Annotated in this window: 26 protein-coding genes; 18 read left to right on the top strand and 8 right to left on the bottom strand. The window is 58.8% G+C overall.

Annotated features, from left to right (window positions below):
* The first annotated feature begins 155 nt into the window (after nucleotides 1-155).
* The 5 genes from GGD46_RS07935 to GGD46_RS07915 all read left to right on the top strand — a co-directional run bounded on the left by GGD46_RS07935 (nucleotide 156) and on the right by GGD46_RS07915 (nucleotide 4,348).
* Nucleotides 156-449: a helix-turn-helix transcriptional regulator gene (locus GGD46_RS07935; RefSeq protein WP_184703175.1), complete on the top strand. Its 294-nt coding sequence runs from the start codon at nucleotides 156-158 to the stop codon at nucleotides 447-449.
* Nucleotide 450: 1 nt separating this feature from the next.
* Nucleotides 451-1,617, top strand: a complete 1,167-nt coding sequence (locus GGD46_RS07930) for an MFS transporter (RefSeq protein WP_184703174.1) — start codon at nucleotides 451-453, stop codon at nucleotides 1,615-1,617.
* Nucleotides 1,618-1,653: 36 nt separating this feature from the next.
* A complete protein-coding gene (locus GGD46_RS07925; protein WP_184703173.1) occupies nucleotides 1,654-2,766 on the top strand; it encodes an alkene reductase in 1,113 nt (370 codons plus the stop codon).
* A 279-nt stretch (nucleotides 2,767-3,045) separates the two neighbouring features.
* Complete coding sequence (locus GGD46_RS07920; RefSeq protein WP_184703172.1) at nucleotides 3,046-3,426, top strand: MerR family transcriptional regulator; 381 nt, start codon at nucleotides 3,046-3,048, stop codon at nucleotides 3,424-3,426.
* Complete coding sequence (locus GGD46_RS07915) at nucleotides 3,404-4,348, top strand: aldo/keto reductase (protein ID WP_184703171.1); 945 nt, start codon at nucleotides 3,404-3,406, stop codon at nucleotides 4,346-4,348. Before GGD46_RS07920 ends, GGD46_RS07915 begins: the two co-directional genes overlap by 23 nt.
* 152 nt (nucleotides 4,349-4,500) lie before the next feature.
* On the opposite strand, the gene GGD46_RS07910 is transcribed toward GGD46_RS07915, so the two are convergent.
* Nucleotides 4,501-5,484, bottom strand: coding sequence for an SDR family oxidoreductase (locus GGD46_RS07910; RefSeq protein ID WP_184703170.1), 984 nt, complete (start codon nucleotides 5,482-5,484; stop codon nucleotides 4,501-4,503).
* A gap of 92 nt (nucleotides 5,485-5,576) precedes the next feature.
* On the opposite strand from GGD46_RS07910, the gene GGD46_RS07905 reads away from it, so the two are divergent.
* Entirely contained in the window at nucleotides 5,577-6,485 is a 909-nt protein-coding gene (locus GGD46_RS07905; RefSeq protein WP_184703169.1) for a LysR family transcriptional regulator, read from the top strand.
* Nucleotides 6,486-6,656: 171 nt separating this feature from the next.
* On the opposite strand, the gene GGD46_RS07900 is transcribed toward GGD46_RS07905, so the two are convergent.
* Nucleotides 6,657-6,938, bottom strand: coding sequence for a DUF2188 domain-containing protein (locus GGD46_RS07900; RefSeq protein ID WP_184703168.1), 282 nt, complete (start codon nucleotides 6,936-6,938; stop codon nucleotides 6,657-6,659).
* 273 nt (nucleotides 6,939-7,211) lie between these two features.
* On the opposite strand from GGD46_RS07900, the gene GGD46_RS07895 reads away from it, so the two are divergent.
* Nucleotides 7,212-8,267, top strand: a complete 1,056-nt coding sequence (locus tag GGD46_RS07895; RefSeq protein ID WP_409527667.1) for a calcium:proton antiporter — start codon at nucleotides 7,212-7,214, stop codon at nucleotides 8,265-8,267.
* 141 nt (nucleotides 8,268-8,408) lie between these two features.
* Here the strand turns inward: GGD46_RS07895 and GGD46_RS07890 are convergent, their stop codons facing one another.
* On the bottom strand, nucleotides 8,409-9,611 hold the full coding sequence (locus GGD46_RS07890) for a pyridoxal phosphate-dependent aminotransferase (RefSeq protein ID WP_184703166.1): 1,203 nt from the start codon (nucleotides 9,609-9,611) through the stop codon (nucleotides 8,409-8,411).
* Nucleotides 9,612-10,099: 488 nt separating this feature from the next.
* Between GGD46_RS07890 and GGD46_RS07885 the strand changes: the two genes are divergently transcribed.
* From GGD46_RS07885 to GGD46_RS07865, 5 genes are all read left to right on the top strand, one after another.
* Nucleotides 10,100-11,245 (top strand): PQQ-dependent sugar dehydrogenase, encoded by a 1,146-nt coding sequence (locus GGD46_RS07885; RefSeq protein ID WP_184703165.1) that lies wholly within the window; start codon nucleotides 10,100-10,102, stop codon nucleotides 11,243-11,245.
* 88 nt (nucleotides 11,246-11,333) lie between these two features.
* Complete coding sequence (locus GGD46_RS07880) at nucleotides 11,334-12,224, top strand: DMT family transporter (RefSeq protein ID WP_184703164.1); 891 nt, start codon at nucleotides 11,334-11,336, stop codon at nucleotides 12,222-12,224.
* A gap of 496 nt (nucleotides 12,225-12,720) precedes the next feature.
* Nucleotides 12,721-12,936 carry a cold-shock protein gene (locus tag GGD46_RS07875; RefSeq protein WP_004116423.1) on the top strand — a complete coding sequence of 72 codons (216 nt, stop codon included), beginning with the start codon at nucleotides 12,721-12,723 and terminating at the stop codon, nucleotides 12,934-12,936.
* 145 nt (nucleotides 12,937-13,081) lie between these two features.
* The gene (locus tag GGD46_RS07870; RefSeq protein ID WP_184703163.1) at nucleotides 13,082-13,519 is read left to right on the top strand and encodes a BA14K family protein; all 438 of its coding nucleotides are present in this window, start codon (nucleotides 13,082-13,084) and stop codon (nucleotides 13,517-13,519) included.
* 278 nt (nucleotides 13,520-13,797) lie between these two features.
* Complete coding sequence (locus tag GGD46_RS07865) at nucleotides 13,798-14,328, top strand: nucleoside kinase (protein WP_184703162.1); 531 nt, start codon at nucleotides 13,798-13,800, stop codon at nucleotides 14,326-14,328.
* Between the two features lie 28 nt (nucleotides 14,329-14,356).
* Here the strand turns inward: GGD46_RS07865 and GGD46_RS07860 are convergent, their stop codons facing one another.
* Nucleotides 14,357-15,001, bottom strand: coding sequence for an MBL fold metallo-hydrolase (locus tag GGD46_RS07860; protein WP_184703161.1), 645 nt, complete (start codon nucleotides 14,999-15,001; stop codon nucleotides 14,357-14,359).
* A 233-nt stretch (nucleotides 15,002-15,234) separates the two neighbouring features.
* Between GGD46_RS07860 and GGD46_RS07855 the strand changes: the two genes are divergently transcribed.
* The 6 genes from GGD46_RS07855 to GGD46_RS07830 all read left to right on the top strand — a co-directional run bounded on the left by GGD46_RS07855 (nucleotide 15,235) and on the right by GGD46_RS07830 (nucleotide 20,124).
* The gene (locus tag GGD46_RS07855; protein ID WP_184703160.1) at nucleotides 15,235-15,873 is read left to right on the top strand and encodes a DUF1236 domain-containing protein; all 639 of its coding nucleotides are present in this window, start codon (nucleotides 15,235-15,237) and stop codon (nucleotides 15,871-15,873) included.
* 247 nt (nucleotides 15,874-16,120) lie between these two features.
* Nucleotides 16,121-16,384 carry a hypothetical protein gene (locus GGD46_RS07850; protein ID WP_184703159.1) on the top strand — a complete coding sequence of 88 codons (264 nt, stop codon included), beginning with the start codon at nucleotides 16,121-16,123 and terminating at the stop codon, nucleotides 16,382-16,384.
* A gap of 496 nt (nucleotides 16,385-16,880) precedes the next feature.
* Nucleotides 16,881-17,351: a MarR family winged helix-turn-helix transcriptional regulator gene (locus tag GGD46_RS07845; RefSeq protein WP_184703243.1), complete on the top strand. Its 471-nt coding sequence runs from the start codon at nucleotides 16,881-16,883 to the stop codon at nucleotides 17,349-17,351.
* A 74-nt stretch (nucleotides 17,352-17,425) separates the two neighbouring features.
* On the top strand, nucleotides 17,426-18,130 hold the full coding sequence (locus GGD46_RS07840; RefSeq protein WP_184703158.1) for a response regulator: 705 nt from the start codon (nucleotides 17,426-17,428) through the stop codon (nucleotides 18,128-18,130).
* Nucleotides 18,131-18,148: 18 nt separating this feature from the next.
* Nucleotides 18,149-19,531: an ATP-binding protein gene (locus GGD46_RS07835; RefSeq protein ID WP_184703157.1), complete on the top strand. Its 1,383-nt coding sequence runs from the start codon at nucleotides 18,149-18,151 to the stop codon at nucleotides 19,529-19,531.
* Nucleotides 19,532-19,542: 11 nt separating this feature from the next.
* On the top strand, nucleotides 19,543-20,124 hold the full coding sequence (locus GGD46_RS07830) for a DUF1349 domain-containing protein (protein WP_184703156.1): 582 nt from the start codon (nucleotides 19,543-19,545) through the stop codon (nucleotides 20,122-20,124).
* A gap of 31 nt (nucleotides 20,125-20,155) precedes the next feature.
* On the opposite strand, the gene GGD46_RS07825 is transcribed toward GGD46_RS07830, so the two are convergent.
* From GGD46_RS07825 to GGD46_RS07810, 4 genes are all read right to left on the bottom strand, one after another.
* Nucleotides 20,156-20,497: a tRNA-binding protein gene (locus GGD46_RS07825; RefSeq protein WP_184703155.1), complete on the bottom strand. Its 342-nt coding sequence runs from the start codon at nucleotides 20,495-20,497 to the stop codon at nucleotides 20,156-20,158.
* A 124-nt stretch (nucleotides 20,498-20,621) separates the two neighbouring features.
* Complete coding sequence (proC, locus tag GGD46_RS07820) at nucleotides 20,622-21,461, bottom strand: pyrroline-5-carboxylate reductase (protein WP_184703154.1); 840 nt, start codon at nucleotides 21,459-21,461, stop codon at nucleotides 20,622-20,624.
* A 1-nt stretch (nucleotide 21,462) separates the two neighbouring features.
* Nucleotides 21,463-21,963, bottom strand: a complete 501-nt coding sequence (locus GGD46_RS07815) for a YbjN domain-containing protein (protein WP_184703153.1) — start codon at nucleotides 21,961-21,963, stop codon at nucleotides 21,463-21,465.
* Nucleotides 21,964-22,351: 388 nt separating this feature from the next.
* Nucleotides 22,352-22,612, bottom strand: a complete 261-nt coding sequence (locus GGD46_RS07810; protein ID WP_184703152.1) for an accessory factor UbiK family protein — start codon at nucleotides 22,610-22,612, stop codon at nucleotides 22,352-22,354.
* Nucleotides 22,613-22,855 lie beyond the last annotated feature (243 nt).

Genomic DNA, 22,855 nt, shown 5'->3' with positions numbered 1-22,855 from the left:
GGCCCTGGTTATACCGGTGGCCCTCTTTTTTTTGCCTATTTTTCGAGCACACACTCCAGCTGCCTTGCAGAAAATAATGTTCTGTGCCGCCCTTGATATATCGAAAAGCGTCGATACATAAATCGAGATTATTCGATATTCATCTAGTGAACACCATGGACAAGAGCGAGATACTCAAAGCCCTGGCCAATCCGGCAAGGCTCGAAATCCTGAACCACCTCAAGGATCCACATACCCATTTTCCGACCCAGGAACATCCGCTGGAGCTTGGCGTTTGCGCCAGTCAGTTCGAGCGCTGTGGCCTGTCGCAATCCACTGTGTCGGCGCATCTCAGCACGCTGCATCGCGCCGGCTTGGTGACGACGCGACGCCTGGGCCAATGGATTTTCTACAAACGTAACGAGGAAACCATCGCGGCATTCCTCGAAGCCATGCAAAAGGAACTTTGACATGCCCCTAGCGCTCCTCATTCTTGCGCTCAGTTCTTTCGCCATCGGCACCACCGAGTTCGTCATCATGGGTCTGTTGCCGGAAGTGGCATCGGACCTCTCAGTCACCATTCCGCAGGCAGGCTGGCTGGTAAGCGGCTATGCGCTGGCGGTGGCGATCGGCGCGCCGATCATGGCGGTTTCGACGGCTCATCTGCGCCGCCGCTCGGCCCTGATCATGCTGATGGGCTTCTTCATCCTCGGCAATCTCCTCTGTGCCATCGCCCCCGACTACTGGATGCTGATGGTGGCTCGCATCGTGACCGCTCTTTGCCACGGCGCCTTCTTCGGCATCGGTTCGGTCGTTGCGGCAAGTCTGGTGGCGGAAGACCGCAAGGCTCGCGCTGTCGCCCTGATGTTCACGGGCCTGACCCTCGCCAACGTGCTGGGCGTTCCCCTCGGCACCGCGTTCGGTCAGGCGTTCGGCTGGCGCGCTCCCTTCTGGATCGTGACCCTCCTCGGCGTTGCCTCGATCGCCGGCCTCATTGCTGTGCTGCCGAAGAACGAAGAGGTTCGCAACGGCAATCTCGCCCGCGAGATCTCGGCGCTGCGCGGAACCGGGCTGTGGCTATCACTGCTGACGACGGTATTTTTCTCCGCTGCCATGTTCGCGCTCTTCACCTATATCGCCCCCATGCTGCGCGACGTGACCGGAGTCTCGCCGGAGACGGTTACCTGGACACTGCTTTCCATCGGCGTCGGCCTGACCATCGGCAATCTCATCGGCGGCAAGCTGGCGGATTGGCGTCTCGGTACCACCCTTGCCGGTGTCTTCATTGCAATTGCGGCGACGTCGGCCATCTTCAGCGTCACCGTCCATTCCTTCATCGGCGCCGAGATCACCCTCTTTCTGTGGGCAGCCGCTGCCTTTGCCGCCGTTCCGGCGCTGCAGATCAATGTCGTCGCCTTCGGAAAGGACGCGCCGAATCTCGTCTCGACCATCAATATCGGCGCCTTCAACGCGGGCAATGCGCTTGGCGCCTGGCTCGGGGGTGTGGTCATAGACCAAGGTTTCGCTCTCTCGCAGGTACCGCTTGCCGGTGCGGCCATGGCGATCCTCGGCCTCGTCACCGTTCTCCTTACCTTCGCTGCCGTCCGATCCAAGGACGAAGCCCTCGCCTCTTCCTGACATCCTTCCTCCTCCCCCTCATAGAAAGGACCAATCATGACCAAACTGTTTGAACCGACGAAGCTGGGCGACATCTCGCTTGCCAACCGCATCGTCATGGCGCCATTGACGCGCAATCGCTCCCCGAATGCCGTGCCCAACGAGCTGAACGTCAAGTATTACGCCCAGCGCGCCACCGCTGGCCTGATCATCACCGAAGCGACCGCCATCACCCATCAGGGCCAGGGCTACGCCAATGTGCCGGGCCTTTACAGCAAGGAAGCGCTCGACGGCTGGAAGAAGGTGACGGACGCGGTGCACGCCAATGGCGGCAAGATCGTCGTGCAGATGTGGCATGTCGGCCGCATTTCCCACACCACCCTGCAGCCGAATGGCGGCAAGCCGGTCTCCTCCACCTCCAGGCGCGCGGAAACCTCGAAGACCTATCTCGTCAACAGCGACGGCACCGGCGGCTTTGCCGATGTTTCGGAGCCGCGCGCGTTGGAAACATCGGAAATCCCGAGCATTGTCGAAGACTATCGCAAGGCTGCCCGCGCGGCGATCGATGCCGGCTTCGATGGCGTCGAGATCCACGGCGCCAACGGCTATCTGCTCGATCAGTTCCTGCGTGGCAATGTCAATGATCGCACCGACCAGTATGGCGGCCCAATCGAGAACCGCGCGCGTTTCCTCTTCGAGGTGGTCGATGCCATCACCAAGGAAATCGGCGCCGGTCGCACGGCGATCCGCATTTCGCCGGTAACGGCCTCTGGCGATGTCAGCGATCCGACTCCGCAGGAGCTCTTCACCTACGTGGTCGAAGGTCTGGCGAAATATGATCTGGCTTATGTCCACGTCATCGAAGGCCAGACCGGTGGCAAGCGTGACTCCCTGCCCTTTGACTATGATGCTCTGCGCGCCGCCTATAAGGCTGCAGGCGGCAAAGCCGGCTGGATGGTCAACAATGCCTATACCCGTGAAATGGCGATCGAAGCCGTCGAAAGCGGCAAGGCCGATGTCGTCGCATTCGGCAAGCCCTTCATCTCCAACCCGGATTTCGTCCGCCGCCTGAAGGAAGACGCGCCGCTTGCGCCCTGGGATCAGGCGACGCTCTATGGCGGTGGCGCCAAGGGTTACGACGACTACCCGACGCTGGACGAAGCCGCGTGAACACAGTGACATCTGCAGGCGCCTGCCGTTGACGTTCAGACGGTGAGATCAGCCTCGATCAAACAGCTCCCGCAACATTCGATTGCGGGAGCGCCCTTGCAAAAATTACCGGATATGGTTGAGGTCGACCGTTCCGTAGAAGCCAACCGATTATTTTTATTGACATAATTCCAATTTAGCGCCTCCTTTGGAAATGCTTGCAATCCCTCTTGACTTAGAGCGCGCTCTAAATCGTACAGTCCGGTGGCTGGCGGATTGCCACGATGAACGGGAGGGAAAATGGACGCATTTTCAATTGGGGAAGCGGCCGGGCGATTGGCCTTGAGCCCACACACGCTTCGCTATTACGAACGGGCGGGGCTGCTCGACATGGTGGCGAGAAATTCCGCCGGCAGACGCGTCTACACAGACGCAGACCTCCACTGGATATCGCTCCTCATGTGCCTGCGATCCTCAGGCATGCCGATCGCCAACATGAAGAAATTCAGCAATCTCGTACGTGCCGGCCTTTCGAACGTGCCGGATCGCATTGCGCTGCTGGAGCAGCACCGCGCAAAAGTAGTCGCGGATATGGCGGCGCTACAATCGGCGCTGACGATCATCGACGGGAAACTTCAACGATATCGGGGCATATCCAATGAGAACCAAATCGCTCGGTAACTCCGGCCTGCATGTCTCTGAGCTCTGCCTGGGATGCTTGGATTTCGGTACACGGCTTGATCGCGAAGCTTCTTTCGAACTGTTGGATACTTATTATGAGGCTGGCGGTCGCTTTCTCGATACCGCAAACAACTATGCCTTCTGGGCTCCCAACGGCGTTGGAGGCGAAAGCGAAAAGATGCTTGGCGAGTGGCTCCGCGCTCGCGGCAGGCGCCATGATATGACGATCGCAACGAAAGTCGGCGCACAACCGACTCGTCCCGGCGCTGGTTTCGAGGCAGCGGAAGGGCTCGGAGCGCAAGCGATCGCGCGCGCGGCCGAGGCCAGCCTTTCAAGGCTCGGCATCGATCACATCGACCTCTACTATGCCCACATCCAGGATGATGACATCACCCAGGAGGAAACGCTATCCGCCTTCGAGCGCTTGCGCAAAGACGGCAAGATCAGCGCCATCGCCTGCTCGAACCACAGCCTCGAACGCATTATCGCTGCCAAGGGCATCGGCGAGCGGAACGGTTGGCCTGCCTATTGCTGCCTGCAACAGCGTTACAGCTATCTGCCGCCCAACGCCGGCGCTGATTTTGGCCCGCAGAAGACGATAGACGCCGAACTGAAAGCCTATCTGCAGGCGGCCGACATGCCGCTCATTTCCTATGCCACCCTTCTCGGCGGTGCGTATGAAACCGGGATACTACCCAAGGCCTACGACGCTGCAGAAAATCAGGCACGGCTCGATCGGCTCCGGAAGGCGGCGCAAATTCTCGGCGTGACGCCAAGCCAGGCGGCTCTCGCCTGGGCGAGGCTTTCGTCCGGCAATGTAATCCCGCTGCTCGCGTCCGGCAGTGCCGAGCGCCTCAAGCAAGGGATAGCGACGTTGAATATAACTGCCGAACACCTCGCCACAGCCATGGGCGCGGACTGACCGCCAATTCGTCGAACAAGACGCTGATCGGACCGGCTGTCCGGCCAGGGCTTTCGACGGCACGGCTCCCGGGCGACGATGATACGAAGAATGCATATTCGGATTTCACCGTCGCCCAACTTGCTTCGACCGGGTTGAGCGCCTAAGCCGCCTCAGGCGACCTGAGCTCGCAAGCAACCGATCGAGACCAGGCTTGCGCGGATAGCTTCGTCAATGGGCGTATGCGGCTCCTCTCCAAGCACCGCCACCAGCCTGTCGTTCCGCATCTGCAGCGGAACTTTCCAAAGATAGGTCATTTCGCGCAGCTCCCGCATGAACGGAACGAAGGGGCTGGCCAGCGGCACGATCCACCAGGGAAATGCCCTCACCTTTACATTGTGACCAAGCACGCGCTGCACGGCTTCGATCATCTGCCGGCCATCGCCATCCCAATGGCCGCACATGTGATAGACGGCGAAGGATGGCAGTTGGTCGCCCTTCTCGATCAGCCGGATCATCGTTTCGGCAACGTCAGGCAGGTAGGCCCATTGATGGCCGAGGCCAGTCTTGCCCGGGTAAGTTAAGGAGCGGATCAGCTTACCCGGCGTGACCATCGCCTGCGAAAACCAGCTATTGGCGCGCGACCCTCCAAAAAAATCGCCGGCGCGAACGATAATAACGGGCGTACCGCCCTGCTCTGCCGCTGCCTGCAGGCGCCGTTCCATCTGCACGCGGATGGCACCCTTGCGGGTCTTCGGCCGCTGCGGGCTGTCTTCGGTGACCCTCGGGAATACGTCGGGGCCGAAATTATAGACGGTTCCCGGCAGCACAATGCGCGCACCGACGGCCTTGGCCGCAGCAATGGTGTTGTCGAGCATCGGCAAGACGACTTGCCCCCAATTGCGATAGCCGGGCGGGTTGACCGCATGCACGATAACCTCGGCTCCTTCAGCTGCCTTCAGAACATCGCCCGCCTGCATGGCATCGCCCTGGAACCAGTCGAATTCGGGCTGGCGGCGGGCCGCCTCGGCTGCATTGCGGCTTAGCGCCCGGATGCGCCAACCGCGAAGGGCGAGCCCTTCAGCGACAGCACCGCCTATGCCGCCGGTAGCACCAAGGATCAAGGCCGTCTTTACGCTTCCCATCTGCTTGCTCATCGTCATCCCCATCGGTTTCGATGGACTGACTATGGCTCGCAATCGCAATAAACGAAATTGCCTAAAAATCTGTAGATGCTATACATAAATGTATGACATCAGAACCAAGCTGGGATTTCTATCGTACCCTTCTCGCGGTGCTGGAGCACGGCTCACTGTCTGCTGCCGCCCGCGATCTCGGCCTGACGCAGCCGACAGTCGGCCGTCATATAGACGCATTGGAACAATCGGTCGGCGCCGAACTCTTCACGCGGTCACAGCAAGGCCTGTTGCCGACCGATGCCGCCCTTGTTCTGAAGCCCTATGCCGAGACGCTGGCGAGCACGGCTGCCGCGCTGCTGCGCGCCGCCACCGGCTCCAGGGAGAAGGTCAGTGGCACAGTGCGCATCAGCGCCAGTGAAGTAATTGGAACGGAGGTACTGCCGCCCATTCTTGCCGGGCTGCAGGCACAGTATCCCGAACTGATCGTGGAATTGTCCGCTTCCGACATCGTGGAGGATCTGTTGCAGCGCGAGGCCGACATTGCCGTGCGTATGGTCGCGCCGGCGCAAGAAGCGCTGCTGGCCCGCCATGTCGGCGTAATCTCCCTGGGTCTTTTCGCTCACGAGAGCTATATCGAGCGACACGGCAAGCCGGAAACGATCGCGGATCTGCGGCGGCACAAGCTGATCGGCTTCGACCGGCAGACCGCCTACATCCGAAGCATGGTGAAACGCTATCCGATGCTCGACGGCATCTCGTTCAGCTTTCGATCCGACCACAGCATCGTTCTGCACAATGCCCTGCGATCCGGCATCGGCATAAGCTTCTATCAGATCCCCTTGGCCAAACGCGACGCCAACCTTCAACGGCTCTTGCCGGAAGTGGAAGTGACGATCGACACCTGGATCGTGATGCACGAAAACCTGAAGACATCGCCACGCTGTCGCGTGACATTCGACGCGCTCGTCACCGGCTTGCTGGACTATGCGAAGGGAAACGATACGCCGGAAGGACAATAGTCATGGGGGCAGCGGTGGAGCTCGCACCATGCGATCCGAACTGGCCGAAGGATTTTGAAGTTATCCCTGACAAGCGTACTCAAGTGCCGGCAGTTTATGCCCAGACGATCGAGCATATCGATACGATATCGGTCGCTAGGGCGTCGAGCAGGTAATCGGTATAGCGCCAATCTATGCGCCGGGCGCCGTATCCACTGGTGGAAAATGCCTCTGGCCGTCAATGACTTCCGTTTCCGGCCGGTCTCCACCGTCAGCATATTCCTCATGCCACTTGCCGCTTTCATCCTGCCAGCTGATCTCGGCGGAGTCTCCTCCCACCTGCTGCTCTGCGGCAACAATCCTTGCGGCCTCCACGGCCTCGGAATGTGTCGGAAACGCTTCCGAATAGACATCGTGGAAGCGATATGCCCATCCACCGTCATGCGGCACGATTTCGTAAACGACCTTGACCATTCAAACCCTCCTTCTCATCTGCCAAGACCTTCGGGACCGGGCGTTGCCGGCAGGACCGCATGCATCTGAGACGGATTCGAGGATGCCGCGACGTTTGGGGTGGGCAGACCGACGGACACAGTATTCCATTAAATGGTTCTGACTGCAAATCCTGCCCTCAACCATACGCGCTTGATGTGCGAAATCATTGATTTAGAGTGCAACCGTGAATCGGCGCAGAAGGTGGGGAAGGTGAATATAGTGAAGTGGTTCAAGCAGGAAAAAGCCCTCTTGGTGGCACTGGCGATCGCCGTCATTGCCTATGTCGGCGAGCATTCAGTGCTGGAAATGGGGCAGACCGCCTCGATAACCGCGGCAGCGGCATTGATCGCAACGATTGTACTGGCATCGATGCGCGTCGCCCATCATGCAGAGACCCTTGCGGTCAAGGTCGGCGACCCCTACGGCACAATGATTCTGACGCTTTCAGCCGTTGCCGTCGAGGTGATCATCCTCGCCATCATGATGAGCGGCGAAAGTTCGCCGACGTTGGTGCGCGATACCATCTACGCCGCCGTCATGCTCGACATCAACGGTATCCTAGGCCTGGCCGCCCTTCTCGGTGGCCTGAAGCACGGCGAGCAACCTTATAACGACGATTCCAGCCGGACCTACGGCGTCATGATCCTGACCGCCATGGGAATTTCAATGATCGTTCCGGAGTTCATCCCGGAAGCAAAGTGGCACTACTACTCCGCTTTCACCATCGTCGCGATGATCGCGCTCTATGCGCTCTTCCTGCGCATGCAGGTCGGCAAACATAGCTATTTCTTCAGCTACAGCTACCCGCGCACCGAGAAGAAACTCGGAATGCCCGAAGAGCATCACGAAGAAGAATCCACGACGACATCCATCGTCACCATTCTGATCGGCGTCGTCCTGATCGGCGCGCTGGCGGAATTCATGTCGGTCTTCATGGATACAGGCCTGAAGGGCACAGGCGCGCCGCCGGCCATCGCAGCCATCGTCGTCGCCGCGATCTCGGCAGCTCCGGAAATCCTGACGGCGCTGCGTGCGGCGCTCAGAAACCGCATGCAGGCAACGGTCAATATCGCCTTGGGCGCCTCGCTATCCACGGTCATCCTGACGGTACCCGTCATGGAAGCGATCGCACTCTATACAGGCCAGCCGTTTATCATGGCCATGTCTCCGGTGCAGACGGTCATGGTAATGATCACGCTGATCGTTGCCGCCATCAACCTCAACGACGGAGAAACCAACGCCATCGAAGGCATGACCCATTTCATCCTCTTCGCCACCTTCATCATGCTGACGACACTCGGTCTTTGATTCCAATTTCAAGGACTTGCGCCGACTGGCGGAATCAAATTGCGAAGTGCTTGAATCAATTGATGAAGCCGCAACCGGCAATCTGAATAGGAAAAGCCCGCCATTCCTGGCGGGCTTTCCATGTAAGCTATCGCTGGCAGCTTACTTGCAGGCGGCGCAGAAGCGCTGGATGCGGCGGCAAGCTTCTTCGAGCAGCTCTTCCGAGGTCGCATAGGAGATGCGGAAGTTCGGGCCGAGGCCGAAGGCCGAACCGTGAACAACGGCTACACCTTCCGATTCCAGCAATTCGGAAACGAAGTCTTCGTCCGTTTCGATGACCTTGCCGGTCGGAGCCGTCTTGCCGATCAGGCCGGCGCAGGACGGATAAACGTAGAAGGCGCCTTCCGGAACCGGGCACGAAATGCCCTTCGCCTGGTTCAGCATCGAGACCACGAGATCGCGACGACCTTCGAAGATCTTCTTGTTGCGCGGAATGAAGTCCTGCGGACCGTTCAGCGCTTCGACGGCCGCCCACTGGGCGATCGAGGTCGCACCCGAGGTCTGCTGGCCCTGGATCATGTCCATGGCCTTGATGAGCTGCAGCGGGCCGGCAGCATAGCCGATACGCCAGCCGGTCATGGCATAGGCCTTCGAGACGCCGTTCATCGTCAGCGTGCGGTCATAGAGGCTCGGCTCGACTTCGACCGGCGTGGCGAACTTGAATTCGCCATAGGTCAGGTGCTCATACATGTCGTCGGTCAGGATCCAGACATGCGGATGCCTGACCAGCACGTCCGTCAGCGCCTTCAGTTCGGCATGGGTGTAGGCAGCGCCCGACGGGTTGGACGGCGAGTTGAACATGAACCACTTGGTCTTCGGCGTGATCGCCTTTTCAAGATCGGCAGGCTGCAACTTGAAGCTGTTGGCCTGCGTCGTCGCGACGAAAACCGGCGTCCCCCCGCACAGCGCCACCATTTCCGGGTAGGAAACCCAGTAGGGCGTCGGGATGATGACTTCATCGCCCGGGTTTAGCGTCGCCATGAAGGCGTTGAACAGGATCTGCTTGCCGCCCGTGCCGACGATGGTCTGCTCCCAGGTATAGTCGAGATTGTTCTCGCGCTTGAACTTGGCGGCAATCGCCTTGCGCAGTTCCGGGATGCCGGAAACCGGCGTGTACTTCGTCTCGCCGCGATTGATCGCGTCAATGGCTGCCGTCTTGATATTATCTGGTGTATCGAAATCCGGCTCACCGGCGCCGAGGCCGATCACGTCGCGTCCTTTTGCTTTCAACTCGCGCGCTTTCTGGGAAACGGCGATGGTGGCAGAAGGCTTTACACGGGAAAGAGCGTCGGCAAGAAAGGCCATGATGATCGGTCCTATTCGGTTGAAGTGGGCAGAAAGCCTGTGGACCAGATTTCTGCGCTAAGCTCTATGTCGAATATGGGCCGACGTTTCAAGCGCAAAGGCGTCACAGTGGCTTTATTTCCTGGCTTTCGGGCCATGTCTTCGATGCAGATTCCAAGCCTTGGCGCGACGAGTGCTGCAGCCCATCGACGGCCCGCAAGCCTCGCCAACTTGAATCAATTTGCGAAGCACCTGATTCAACGTCTGAGCAGAACGGCGATTTCCCATTGTAACATAAGGGCTTGCCCCAAACGCCACCTTCGACAAACCCTTGTTCCACGCGCCTTCCGCCTCGGTCCTATGCTTTGGCGCGCCGGACGGCTTCAGGACGCGACGCAGGGCGACACCAAATTCGCGAACACAAAGACGTTATCGGCACAGCACTCGGCCTTGAACGTCAAGGCGGTCGACCCACCTTGAAAAACCAGCGGTCTTGGGGAGCGGCAAATATGCGTGCGATAAGAACGGGAGTTACCATTGCATTGACGGTTTCTGGCCTGTTGGCGGCAGGCGTGGCGCTGGCAGAAGCTCCGCAGACCTTCAAGACGCAAAAAGTCACGGTCAAGGTCGAGGCAATCGCCACCGGGCTCGAGCATCCATGGGCTGTGGCAGTGCTGCCGGATGGCGCCTATCTCGTCACCGAGCGCCCCGGCCGTATGCGCCTCATCCGCAACGGCAAGGTCTTGCCGCCGCTTGCAGGACTGCCCAAAGTCTACGCCCGCGGACAGGGCGGCCTGCTCGACGTCGAAATCGATCCGAAGTTCAGTAGCAACCGAACCCTCTATTTCACCGCGTCGGTGGCGGGAGACGGCGGCAGCGGCACGGCCGTTTTCCGTGCGAAACTGTCACCCGACGAAACGCAGCTGGCCGATGTGAAGCGCATCTTCCTGATGAACAAGCTGTCGAGCGGCAATATCCAGTACGGTTCGCGCATCGCGATCGCCCGCGACGGCAGCCTCTTTGTCAGCCTTGGCGATCGCGGTGAGCAGGACCGCGCCCAGGATTTCCACGACGATGCCGGCACCATCATCCATATCCAGACCGACGGCGGCATTCCGTCCGACAATCCGTTCAAAAACGGCCAAAAGGCCCTGCCCGAAATCTGGTCGAAGGGTCATCGCAATCCGCAGGGCATTACCTTCGATAGCGAGACGAACAGGCTTTACACGGCAGAGCACGGTGCAAAGGGCGGTGACGAGATCAACACGCCGGAAGCCGGCAAGAATTACGGCTGGCCAGTCATTTCCTATGGCACCAATTACAACGGTACGAAGATCGGCATCGGCACGGCGAAGAAGGGCATGGAGCAGCCGCTTTTCTATTGGGACCCATCGATCGCTCCCGGTGCGATTGCCGTCTATCGCGGCAAGATGTTTCCCGAATGGAATGGCGATCTGCTGGTGACTGCATTGAAGTTCCAGCTGCTGTCTCGCCTCGATCATGACGGGGCCGGCAAGATCACCGAGCGCGAGCGCATGTTCGAAGGCAAATTCGGCCGCATGCGCGACATTGTCGTCGCGCCCGACGGCGCGCTTTTGATCACCACGGACGAAGATAACGGCGCGCTCCTGCGGGTTTCGAAAGCAACGAACTAGCCAACACCTGCGACGCCATTCACCCTTGCCGAGCACAACAGCAACTGCTAACGGTCGGCTATTCGTTTCCCCCTCCCGCAGGATGCAGATGTCTCGCATACAGGCGAATTTGTTGTTGTTGTTCGCTGCCGCGATCTGGGGCGGCGGCTTCGTCGCGCAATCAACGGCAATGAAGTCGATCGGACCGTTCTGGTTCATCGGCCTGCGGTTTGCTGTCGCCACCGTAGTCGTCCTGCCCTTCGTCTTGATGGAAAGCCGCAAGGCGAGGCAACCGTTGACGAGCCGCAACTGGCTGTCCTTCGTGATGATCGGCGTCGCGCTGTTCGGCGGCGCCGCGACGCAGCAGCTTGGGCTTTTAACGACAACCGTCACCAATTCCAGCTTCATCACCGGCCTTTACGTGGTGTTCGTGCCCGTGATCGCCGTCATCTTCATGCGGCGCTCGCCGCACTGGATCATTTGGCCCGCCGCGCTCATGGCGCTCTGCGGCATCTATCTGCTATCCGGCGGATCGCTTTCCAGCCTCACGACGGGCGATCTCCTCACCGTCATTTGCGCCCTCTTCTGGGCAGCACAAATCACCCTCGCTGGCTCCGCAGTCAATGAGACTGCCCGGCCGCTTGCCATTTCCGCGATACAATTTGCCGTCACAGCCGCCCTCGCCCTTGCCGTTGCCACTCTGGTCGAGCCCATCAGCCTTGCGAGCATCCAAGCAGCACTCGGTGAGATCCTTTATGTCGGCATATTCTCGTCCGGGCTTGCTTTCGCGCTGCAGGTAATCGGCCAGCGCTACACGACTGCGCCGCAAGCGGCGATCTTCCTCTCTTCGGAGGCCTTGTTCGGAGCTTCTTTGGGCGCGCTGGTGCTCGGCGAGACCATGGGACCGCTCGGCTACGCCGGTTGCGCTTTGATGTTTGCAGCAATGCTTGCCGTAGAACTGGTGCCGGAGCTGGTACGCCGGCGGAACGCAGCGGCCTGAAAACGCCAGAAATGCGCGTCATGAGTGTTCAATTGCAACGGTTTTTGAAATTTTTTTGAACAATCGAAAATCGACGTTCACCCCAGCCGACTTGGGAAAATTTCGCCAAAACTATATCGCAAACGATGCAAAAACCTTAGAAACTTGTTTCAAAGTGAGAAAATTTGCGAATCGCGCTAGCACAGTCGCATTACTATAGTGTGCTGCCTGCGATACGTTAAAAAACTTTTGCTTGCCAATTCCCAACAAACACAGCACTCTCAATGATGTTCGGGCATTTTTAGAGCATGGGAAGTCCTAAGAAAAACGCGCGCCGGAGACGCTAATATTCCGGTCAGCTGGTTGAAATGCGGGGTGGCAAACATCGCATCGAGATCATGCCGAGGTATAGGGGACCTTTTCCTTAAAATTTCGAGAACTGCCTGCAAGCGCCCGCAAGGGCAACACAGTAATGCTGCCCGTGTGGATGGTGGGCAGAGAGAAAAGGACCTGAGGCATGGCCGAGACTGGCACTGTAAAGTTTTTCAATACCGATAAGGGCTTCGGTTTTATTAAACCGGACAAGGGTGGCGCAGACATCTTTGTACACATTTCTGCGGTTCAGGCTTCCGGCCTGGCAGGACTGTCGGAAAACCAGAAGGTAAGCTTCGACACGGAACCGGATCGCCGCGGCAAGGGACCGAAGGCCGTCAATCTCCAGATTGCTGGCTGAGACCCTTAAGGTTATCATTCGAGTTGAGGCCCGGCAGCAATGCCGGGTTTTGTCATTCAGTCTGTATTCAGTTTGCCGCGTATAGTTTGCTCATCATGAAAGAGCGGGAGCGACAGTCATCCCGTTTTCCTGAGAGGACAAACCAATGACCATACTCGGCAAATCGCTCGCTGTGTCCGCCATGGCTGCAGCATTGATGCTGACGTCCATGAGTGCTGCGTCTGCAGGCGATTATTGGCGTCATCGGGATCGCGATGGCTGGGCGCTCGGTGCCGCTGGGCTTGCCACAGGCCTGATCGTCGGTTCGGCGATTGCAAGCCAGCCGCGCTATGTCGAACCGGGACCGGTCTATGCCGAACCGGACTATGATGCGCCTCCGCCGCCCTACTATTATCGTCCGGCCCCGCGCCGCGTCTATGTCGAGCGTGATGTGAGTTACTATGCTCCGCCGCCGGTTTCGGGCTTGCGTCCCTGGTCCTCTGCATGGATGCGCTACTGCTACGATCGTTACAGAAGCTTCGACAGCCGCAGCGGCACTTATGTCGGCTACGATGGCATGCGCCACTTCTGCACGGCCGACTAAGTTCCGGCAGCGATCGACTAGCCACTCCGAGAGCGGAAGTAGCCGCTTGCGCGCAGCTGAAAAATTGAAGTCCTTCCTATCGCAAGACACCGTGTGTCTTGCGATAGCTTGGCCAAGACATGGTTGGCCGTTGTAGCCTCTCACCAGCTCACGCCACATGCTGGAGAGCCGCCTCCAAGCCATACCCCCATAATGTCTTGCCACAATCATGTTGGCCCCCCATTCCGGCTGTTGCCGCATCGCATGGCGCCAGCAAGCTCTCGGAACAGGGTCTGAAAATGGGCGTTAGGAACTATCTAATCGAAGGCGTTTCGGGAAGCGGGAAGACGTCGGTCGCCACCGAATTGCAGCGGCGCGGCTATGACGTGATCCATGGTGACCGCGAGCTGGCCTACCAAGGCGATCCTGAAACGGGAGAGCCGCTGATTGGCTCACCGCAGACAGGTGGCTGTGCGGACGTCGGTTTCACGCATTGGCATCACCTCTGGAATGTCGACAAAGTCAAATCCCTGATTGCCGATCAAAGCCACCCGATCTCTTTCTTTTGCGGTGGCTCCAGAAATCTGCATCGCTTTATTGGTCTCTTCGATGCGATCTTCGTTCTAGACGTCGATGCAGATACGGTGAGCAACCGGCTCGTCAGCAGACCGGAAGATGAGTTTGGCGGAACGCCGGCGGAGCGGGACTTCGTTCTGAGATTGCACGCGACGCAAGAGGATATTCCGAAGAACGCGACAAGCATCGACGCCACCGCCCCGCTCGCCAGCGTCGTCGACGATATTCTCTCCAGATGCGGCGAGCGCCGCTAGATTGCCTCCAGCGGCCCCTCGGCGCCTCTTACAAGCCGCGCAGGAATGGATTGGTGCGGCGCTCGTCGCCGATCCGGCTGCCGGGTCCGTGACCGCAGATGAAGCCAACCTCGTCGCCGAGCGGAAAAACCTTGTCGCGGATTGAATCAAGCAGTTGCTGATGATTGCCGCCCGGCAGGTCCGTCCGGCCGATCGAACCATTGAAAAGCACATCGCCAAGATGCGCGAAACCCTGCTTGCGGTTGAAATAGATGACATGGCCGGGCGCATGACCGGGACAATGGAAAACCTCGAACTCATGCTCGCCGAAGGAGACCTTGTCCCCTTCCTTCAGGAACCGATCCGGCACCACGTTGCGCACGCCATCTATGTTGAACATCTTGGCCTTGCCCTCGATATCCTCCAGCAGGAAGCGGTCATCCTCATGCGGGCCGATAACCTCGATGCCGAGCACCTCGCGGACTTCGTCGGCGCCGCCGGCATGGTCGATGTGCCCGTGGGTGAGCCATATGGCCTTCAGGGTGATGCCGTTCTCGCGCACCGTCTGCAGGATAATGCCGACATCGCCACCGGGGTCGACCACGACGCCCTCTTTCGTCTCCGGGTCGAACAGGATGGTGCAGTTCTGTTCGAAAGGGGTCACCGGAATGATGCCGGCCTGGAGCATGCCCATGAATGCCTCGTCTGTTTGAATGTCGTGCTGTCGGTATAGCGGCAAACTTGGGACAAAACAGCCCCCGACACTCGAACGCGAAGACGCCGGATCGAAGTGTAAAAATATGAATATAATTCAATTGGTTACCGCGACACTTCATCAGTCCCCGGCCGTAACAGGCCGGATCGACAGGAACACAGTGGCGCGCAAAACGTTGAAGTTAGGTCTTTAAAGGCAGAAGGAGAGAACCAATGTCCTTGAAGAGAAACCTATTGCTGGCCGGCGTTATCCTTACCGGCAGCGTCGGCTTGGCCCATGCCGAGATGGCCGCGACGACCGCTAGCGACATTGAAGTGCGGTCGGGACCTGGCGCCGAGTTTCCAACCGTCGGCGTCGCGACACGTGGCTCTCCCGCCACGCTTGACGGCTGCGTCGAAGGCAGCCGCTGGTGCCGAGTCGATGTCAACGGCATGCGCGGCTGGGTTTACGCCCAATATCTTAGCGTCGAGCAAAATGGCGCCCCGGTTGTCGTTCAGGATCATCGCGACGACCTCGGCATCCCCACGATAACCTATGAAAAGACGGATCCGGTCACGACCGGCGGCATCCAGTCAGCCCAGCCCGACCCGGATGACCAGTTGCTTGGCCGCGTCGATGAGGATAGCGGCAATATCGTCGCGATCACGCCGCCGGAGGAAGTCCGGACCTATATCGACGACAATCCGGTCGATACCGTCCAGCTCGGTGGAAACTTGGCCATCGGTGCGACCGTCCCGCAAAGCGTCGAGGTTCACCGCATTCCGGACTATCAATACAGCTATATCGACGTAAATCACAGACAGGTGCTGGTCGATCCGGGCACGCGGCGCATCGTTTACGTCTACCGATGATTCGGCCTGAAAGCCCAACATAGTGGCGAAATTGGCATGCGGCCGGACAGCCGCATGCCCAAAAATTGGATTTCCCCCGGAATTATCGGGGAATTCTCTCGTTGAAGTTGCCTTTCTATTTCCACCGGCCGGCGCATGATGTACTTCTGATACCAGTGAGGATTATCGCCGCCCCCAGGCATCGATCCCGGGCGCGCCGAGAGGGCATCCGGAAGCGTCTCCGGAACACTGGGAGAAGGGCAATCACATGGAAAGTCTAGGACCTATCATCACGCAACTGATAGCTGGCGCCATTGGCGGCAACGCAGCGAGCGGCGTTTTGAAGCAAGACGGCATCAATCTTGTTGCCAGAACGATCGCGGGTGCCATTGGCGGGCTGGGCGGTGGCGTCCTTCTCAAGCTTATCGGCAGCGACGCCCTCACCGGCCTGGTGGCACAAGGCATATCCTCATTGATCGCCGGCGGCGTGCTTTCGGCAATCGTTGGCGTAGTTCTCGGCCGCAAGTCGTAAGGATCAAACCTGCAAGGGCCGGAGAAAACATCCGGCCCTTGCAGACGGCTGCGAAGCACTCCGGGGATTGCATACGCGCCTGACTATCGACGAATGCGCGAATAGCGCTCCTCAAAGGGCTGAAGGTGAAAACCAGCGGGCCCGGAACTTGAGCCGTTCCAATTGCGATACCCCAGGCCTGTTTGTTCATCGGGGAAACTCCCCTCCCCATCCTTCCTGCAGAACTCTTGGGTCTGCCGAGATGAAGTCGTGCTTACGGCAAGGAAACGCCTCCCCTTTGACGCTCCTTGCCCCCGTCGGCTGAGAAAACTCGAAATAGGTTGGAGTTTTGCCAGTCCGCACCTAGATTTCCCGAAATGGCGCAGTCTTTCAGGCCGCACGGCATTGTGCGGAGGCAGGCGATGGCGTAAAAATACGTCAATAAAGCTGACATATTTTTGCGTAAATTTCGCAACCGCGCAAAAAATAAAAAGGAAATGCTATAGTGCCACGACAGATGAGCCAAAACGCGGCAAGGGCTGAGTTGCTGGCGACGCCGATGCAGAATGCGGGGAATATCGACTTCGAGATCATCGAGTTGCTTTTCTTCGCCTACCGCGATTTCGTGTCGGACCCGGATCAGATCCTGATCAAGAGTGGCTTCGGGCGGGCTCATCATCGCGTCGTGCATTTCGTTAACCGCGAACCGGGCATGACCGTTGCAGACCTTTTGGAAACGTTGCAGATCACCAAGCAGAGTTTGGCACGGGTTCTCAAACAATTGATCGATTCGGGTTATATTCATCAGGTGGCCGGTCCGGAGGACCGTCGGCAGCGCAAGCTTTATCCGACGCAGGCAGGACGCGATCTGGCGCTGGCGCTGGCAGAGCCGCAATCGCGCCGTATTGAACGGGCATTCGAAGGCGCATCGGACGCGACGCGCGAAAGCGTAAAACGCTTTCTAAGGGGAATGCAGACAGCAAAATAATGGCAAATCGGCCGGGGATCCGGCGCGGAATGCCGCTTATCAATCGTGGGTAGGACAGGATCGAGACGGATCGAATGACGACAACGAAAACAGTTATTTCGGACGATGCTGCACATCTTCTGGTGGTAGACGACGACACGCGTATCCGCGCCCTTCTCAATCGCTACCTTATGGAAAAAGGCTTTCGGGTAACGGCGGCAGCCGATGGTGCCGAAGCACGACGCAAGCTCGAAGGACTGGATTTCGATCTCATCATCATGGATGTGATGATGCCGGGGGAGTCCGGCATCTCGCTGACATCGAGCCTGCGCGCCATCAAGAACGTTCCCGTTATCATGCTGACTGCGCTTGCAGAGGCCGATTCCCGCATAGCCGGCCTTGAAGCCGGCGCCGACGATTATCTGCCGAAGCCGTTCGACCCCCGCGAGCTGGTGCTGCGTGTCAACAATATCCTGCGGCGCAATGCGCCTGCCGATTCACCGAAGATCGAGCTTGTGATGTTCGGGCCCTATACATTTTCCCTGACCCGCAAGGAGCTGAAGAAAGCAGCAGAGCTGATCCGGCTGACGGATCGCGAACAGGAAATCATGCTGCTCTTCGCCAAGCGTGCGGGCGAGACCATCCCGCGCCATGAGCTCATCGGCAATGAGGCCGAGGTCGGTGAACGGACCATCGATGTCCAGATCAACCGGTTACGCCGCAAGATCGAAGACGATCCTGCAAACCCCATCTGGCTGCAGACGGTGCGAGGTATCGGTTACCGCCTGAGCATAGACTGACCTGCGGGATCCTAGGCGATGGTGACATTCGATTCGATCAGACGCGAGCAGGATCACACGCCGACCAACGGGCTGCGGTGGCTGGCGCGCTGGATGCGTCGATATGTGCTGCCGACAGGCCTTTATGCCCGCTCCCTGCTCATCTTCATCCTGCCGATGATCATCCTGCAGGCGGTCGTCACCATCGTCTTCATGGAGCGTCACTGGCAGATGGTGACGCAGCGACTATCCATGGCAACGACGCGCGACATCGCCGCCATCATCACCATTATTCAGACATACCCGCAAGACGACGACTATGCCGCCATTACACAGATGGCGCGGCAGAAGCTCGACCTCGTCATCTCGATCGAACCGGGCGGCGAGCTGCCGCAGCGACGCGACAAGCCCTTCTTCTCGATCCTCGACAGCATCCTCAGCGACGAGATTAAAGATCAGATCAACCTGCCCTACTGGATCGACACTGTCGGAAACTCCAGCCTAGTCGAGATCCGCATCAAGCTGCCGGATAAGGTGCTACGCGTCTTCGCCAAGCGTAGCCAGACCTATGCCTCCAACACCCATATCTTCATCCTGTGGATGGTCGGCACGTCGCTGGTGCTGATCGGTATCGCAGTGCTGTTCCTGCGCGGCCAGATCCGGCCGATCCTGGCGCTGGCTCAAGCCGCGGAGAGTTTCGGCAAGGGACAGCGGCTCGAAAACTACTCCCCTCGTGGCGCCGACGAGATCCGTCGCGCGGGCCTCGCCTTCATCCTGATGCGCGAGCGCATCGAGCGGCAGCTGGAGCAACGCACGGCGATGCTATCCGGCGTCAGCCACGATCTGCGCACGGTGCTCACTCGCTTCAAGCTCCAGCTCGCGCTGGTCGGCGACAATCCCGATCTTATCGGCCTCAACGAAGACGTCGAGGACATGCAGAGCATGCTCGAGGGCTACATGGCCTTCGCACGCGGCGAAGCGGAGGAGGATGTCGGTCAGTTCAAGCTCAGCGATATCCTCGAAAAGATCCGCCAGGACTTCACCTTGCATGGCAAGTCCATGGATTTTTCCATCGAAGGCGACGACGAAATTTCCGTTCGTCCGAACGCCTTTACCCGGCTCGTCACCAATCTCGCCACCAATAGCCGCCGCTACGCCACAAACCTGCGCATAGAGGCCAAGCACAGTGCAAAATGGCTGACGATCGTCTTCGACGATGATGGCCCAGGCATTCCTCTCGAAGCGCGCGAGGACGTCTTCAAGCCATTCTTCCGGCTGGATTCGGCTCGCAATCTCGATAAATCCGGCACCGGGCTTGGTCTTGCCATTGCGCGCGATATTGCCCGCAGCCACGGCGGCAATGTCACGCTCGGCGACAGCCCGCTCGGCGGTCTGCGCGCCACCATCCGCATCCCCGCCTGAGGAGACATACGATGCCGATCGATATCGATGGCATGCACTGGCTGAATGCGCCGCAGGCGTGGGAAATGAACCAAGGCCGGCTGTTCGTGCGCTCGGACAACAAGACCGATTTCTGGCAGGAAACCTATTACGGATTCCATCGCGACGACGGTCATTTCCTCGGCAAGCCCCGCCGCAGCGACTTTACCGCGGAGGTAACCTTCGTCGGGCATTACCAGGAACTCTATGATCAGGCCGGCCTGATGATCCGCCATGACGCCAGACACTGGATGAAGTGCGGGATCGAATACACCGATGGCGCCAAACACTTCAGCGTCGTTGTCACCAACGGCAATTCCGATTGGTCCGCCTTTCGGCTCGATCATGACTTCGACGCCATGTCCGTGCGGGTGACGCGCAATGGCGACGCTCTTTTCATCCAGTACCGCACCGACCAGATGCGGGAATGGCGGATGGCAAGGCTTGCCTGGTTCGATCCGATGTTGGAGGAACTAGCGGTCGGCCCGGCCTTCTGCTCGCCCCAACGCGAAGGCTTCGAAGCGGAATTTCTCCACTTCAGCCTGACGGACCCCGTATCGAGAGATATCCATTGAACCTGTCCCTTTCGGTGCGAAAGGACGGCGCTCACATCAACTTCTTGCCGTTCGGCACCGGTTGCGTCACCGCGGCGAGAACGATCGCTCCCGCCTCATCCTCAAAGCCCAAAGTCAGCACCTCGGAGCGAACCGGCCCGATCTGGCGCGGTGGGAAATTGACAACGGCGAGCACCTGACGGCCGACAAGAGTTTCCGGCGTATAATGGACTGTTATCTGCGCGGACGATCGCTTGACACCGATTTCCGGTCCGAAATCGATCCGCAGCTTGTATGCCGGCTTGCGCGCCTCTGGAAAGGTCTCAGCCTCGATGACTGTCCCGACGCGAATATCAACGCGCTCGAAATCGCCATAGGTGATTTCTTCCGTCATGCCTCTGCCCTTCCTATAGAAAACTAAAGCGGTGCAGTGCTTTCGCTCAGCACCCACCGCTCCAGCTCTTTTCCCTCACGCAATTCCGGACGGAAAACCGCTGTGCAGTTTCCCCGCAATTGCCTTAACCAGCCAACTCCTGCGCCCGCTTGCGCGCCGCTTCCAGTGCGGCATCGAATAAGGGCTGCATGCCGTCTTCCGCCATCAGCACGCCCAAAGCCGCGGCAGTCGTGCCGCCGGGCGAAGTCACGTTCTGGCGCAAGCGCGATGCGTCGTCGGGGGACTGATGGAGCAATTCACCAGCCCCCGCGACAGTCTCCCGTGCGAGCCGCATAGCGAGGTCCGCCTGCAGGCCGAGCTTGCGCCCTGCCTCCGCCATGCATTCGACGAGATAGAAAACATAGGCAGGCCCACTGCCTGAAACCGCCGTCACAGAATCGATGTCGGCTTCTTCCGGCACCCATTCGACCGGCCCGGAGACTTTCAGAAGGTTCTGAACAAGCTGACGCTGCCGCTCGCTGACCCTCGCATTTGCAAAGGCGCCGGTAACGCCGCGACCGACCATCGCAGGCGTGTTGGGCATGGCACGCACCGTCGCGGCCGGTCCCAGATTCTTCTCAAGCGAGGCAATCGTCTTGCCGGCGGCGATGGAGACGACAACCGTCTCCGCGTCTAAAATCGCTTTAAATGGCGGCAAAACCGCATCCATCACCTGAGGCTTGACCGCAACGAACAGGACACCGGCAGTGATACCCACGGGAACGCCGGTCAGGTGGCTGGCGCCAGCATCAGCAATCGTCTGGCGCATCGCCTCGGATGGATTGGGATCGACGACAACTACAGAAGATCCGGGCACGCCGTTCTTCAGCCATCCCGTCAGCAGCGCGCCTCCCATATTGCCCGCGCCGATCAGGATGATCGGCCCGGAGGATGCCGGGATGCTGGAGGAATGTTCGCTTATCATATCACGCTTCGCCTACAGTTTCGAAAAGCACGGCTTCCATGGCGCGGTTGGCATCAAGGCCCGACCATACAACGAACTGGAAAGCCTGATAATACGCCTCGCACGTGTCAAGCGCATTGGAAAGCAGCACTTCCACCTGCCGATTGGTAGGCTCCGCACCGCCCGAAAGCAGCAGGGACTGGCGGAAGATCACGATGTCTTCCTGCCGCCACAGATCGAAGTGACCCATCAGCACCTGTCCGTTGATGCAGGACAGCAGCTTGATCACCTCGTTGACGCGCGGCTCGGGAACCTTCACGTCGAAGGCGCAGGCGATATGCAGCGCCTCGAATTCTTCCATCCACGAGAAAGAGACATGATAATCTGTCCATTTCCCTTCGACGGTCATGGCGATTTCGTCTTCGCCGGACCGCTCGAACGACCAGTCGTTGTTGGCGGCCACAAACTCGATCATGTCAACCGGATTCGATTGTCGTTCGACTTCCACTTCCATCAGGCTCATGCAGCACCTTCTTGACCGGAACGAATGCAGTTTTCACGTGGTTCAACACTGAGAGAACGCAAACAGTTTTACTCCGGAAACATCCTCGGGATGATGTTGAACGGCTGCCAGACTAACGCGTCCACCCTGCCCGGAGCTTACCAAGTCCGTTTCGAATCATCATTTAAAATCAGTGTATAGCGGCATGCCCGGCCTGCCAGCCCCTGAGCTTCGTTTTTGGAAAAGGCGCTGTGGACAGCTCTTCGGACACCTATTCAGAAGGGAGTCATAACCGACTCTGGCGATTGGCTTTTTTGCCGATGTCCACAGGTGGAAAAACAAATAGGATTTTCATAAAAAATGCGCGACAAACGTGTGCCGCGCAGATCGTTAATAGCGGAATGCGTGTTTACTCGCCCTTGGACGCCAGCTTTGCTTCCAGCGCTTCGATTCTCGCGAGCAGTGCTTCGTTTTCGTCGCGCGCCTTGATGGCCATCTCGCGAACGGCCTCGAACTCCTCGCGCTTGACGATATCCATGCTGTTTAGCCAGCGTTCGGCCTGGGCATTGAAAGCCGTTTCGATTTCGCGGCGCACGCCCTGGGCCGCACCGGCGGCATCGGTCATCAGCTTGGCGAATTCATCCATGATACGGTTCGGTCCAGTGCTCATAGCAATCTCCTTGCGGCCGTCGGCCCTCAACGGTCAGGCATCTATCTGGGCCAGATAGTGCTGAGGTAGGATTTCCGGAAAGCCGATGCAAGTAAATTGAGATAGGACGGGACAACAGGCCCGGCCCATACGGCCTCAATAACAATCGACTTGACCGTTTCGATAGCGGACGCCATGTTCCGCGCACATTTGGATATAGCATGGTCCTGCTCCGAAATGGCAGGGTGCCTTCGGGAATCATGC

It is taken from the genome of Martinezella lusitana (genome assembly GCF_014207095.1).
Lineage (GTDB): Bacteria > Pseudomonadota > Alphaproteobacteria > Rhizobiales > Rhizobiaceae > Rhizobium > Rhizobium lusitanum_B.
The sequence above is the reverse complement of the archived record's forward strand: the minus strand, read 5'-3'. Positions and strand labels throughout refer to the sequence as shown.

What these genes read in the sequence shown, in the direction of transcription:
- GGD46_RS07885 (WP_184703165.1), top strand. Translation starts at nt 10,100, where the DNA reads ATGCGTGCGATAAGAACGGGAGTTACCATTGCATTGACGGTTTCTGGC.
- GGD46_RS07855 (WP_184703160.1), top strand. Translation starts at nt 15,235, where the DNA reads ATGTCCTTGAAGAGAAACCTATTGCTGGCCGGCGTTATCCTTACCGGC.
- GGD46_RS07825 (WP_184703155.1), bottom strand. Translation starts at nt 20,497, where the DNA reads ATGACGGAAGAAATCACCTATGGCGATTTCGAGCGCGTTGATATTCGC.
- GGD46_RS07830 (WP_184703156.1), top strand. Translation starts at nt 19,543, where the DNA reads ATGCCGATCGATATCGATGGCATGCACTGGCTGAATGCGCCGCAGGCG.
- GGD46_RS07850 (WP_184703159.1), top strand. Translation starts at nt 16,121, where the DNA reads ATGGAAAGTCTAGGACCTATCATCACGCAACTGATAGCTGGCGCCATT.
- GGD46_RS07875 (WP_004116423.1), top strand. Translation starts at nt 12,721, where the DNA reads ATGGCCGAGACTGGCACTGTAAAGTTTTTCAATACCGATAAGGGCTTC.
- GGD46_RS07890 (WP_184703166.1), bottom strand. Translation starts at nt 9,611, where the DNA reads ATGGCCTTTCTTGCCGACGCTCTTTCCCGTGTAAAGCCTTCTGCCACC.
- GGD46_RS07840 (WP_184703158.1), top strand. Translation starts at nt 17,426, where the DNA reads ATGACGACAACGAAAACAGTTATTTCGGACGATGCTGCACATCTTCTG.
- GGD46_RS07845 (WP_184703243.1), top strand. Translation starts at nt 16,881, where the DNA reads ATGAGCCAAAACGCGGCAAGGGCTGAGTTGCTGGCGACGCCGATGCAG.
- GGD46_RS07920 (WP_184703172.1), top strand. Translation starts at nt 3,046, where the DNA reads ATGGACGCATTTTCAATTGGGGAAGCGGCCGGGCGATTGGCCTTGAGC.
- GGD46_RS07860 (WP_184703161.1), bottom strand. Translation starts at nt 15,001, where the DNA reads ATGGGCATGCTCCAGGCCGGCATCATTCCGGTGACCCCTTTCGAACAG.
- GGD46_RS07910 (WP_184703170.1), bottom strand. Translation starts at nt 5,484, where the DNA reads ATGAGCAAGCAGATGGGAAGCGTAAAGACGGCCTTGATCCTTGGTGCT.
- GGD46_RS07810 (WP_184703152.1), bottom strand. Translation starts at nt 22,612, where the DNA reads ATGAGCACTGGACCGAACCGTATCATGGATGAATTCGCCAAGCTGATG.
- GGD46_RS07930 (WP_184703174.1), top strand. Translation starts at nt 451, where the DNA reads ATGCCCCTAGCGCTCCTCATTCTTGCGCTCAGTTCTTTCGCCATCGGC.
- GGD46_RS07835 (WP_184703157.1), top strand. Translation starts at nt 18,149, where the DNA reads ATGGTGACATTCGATTCGATCAGACGCGAGCAGGATCACACGCCGACC.
- GGD46_RS07935 (WP_184703175.1), top strand. Translation starts at nt 156, where the DNA reads ATGGACAAGAGCGAGATACTCAAAGCCCTGGCCAATCCGGCAAGGCTC.
- GGD46_RS07815 (WP_184703153.1), bottom strand. Translation starts at nt 21,963, where the DNA reads ATGAGCCTGATGGAAGTGGAAGTCGAACGACAATCGAATCCGGTTGAC.
- GGD46_RS07915 (WP_184703171.1), top strand. Translation starts at nt 3,404, where the DNA reads ATGAGAACCAAATCGCTCGGTAACTCCGGCCTGCATGTCTCTGAGCTC.
- GGD46_RS07900 (WP_184703168.1), bottom strand. Translation starts at nt 6,938, where the DNA reads ATGGTCAAGGTCGTTTACGAAATCGTGCCGCATGACGGTGGATGGGCA.
- GGD46_RS07865 (WP_184703162.1), top strand. Translation starts at nt 13,798, where the DNA reads ATGGGCGTTAGGAACTATCTAATCGAAGGCGTTTCGGGAAGCGGGAAG.
- proC (WP_184703154.1), bottom strand. Translation starts at nt 21,461, where the DNA reads ATGATAAGCGAACATTCCTCCAGCATCCCGGCATCCTCCGGGCCGATC.
- GGD46_RS07925 (WP_184703173.1), top strand. Translation starts at nt 1,654, where the DNA reads ATGACCAAACTGTTTGAACCGACGAAGCTGGGCGACATCTCGCTTGCC.
- GGD46_RS07905 (WP_184703169.1), top strand. Translation starts at nt 5,577, where the DNA reads ATGACATCAGAACCAAGCTGGGATTTCTATCGTACCCTTCTCGCGGTG.
- GGD46_RS07880 (WP_184703164.1), top strand. Translation starts at nt 11,334, where the DNA reads ATGTCTCGCATACAGGCGAATTTGTTGTTGTTGTTCGCTGCCGCGATC.
- GGD46_RS07870 (WP_184703163.1), top strand. Translation starts at nt 13,082, where the DNA reads ATGACCATACTCGGCAAATCGCTCGCTGTGTCCGCCATGGCTGCAGCA.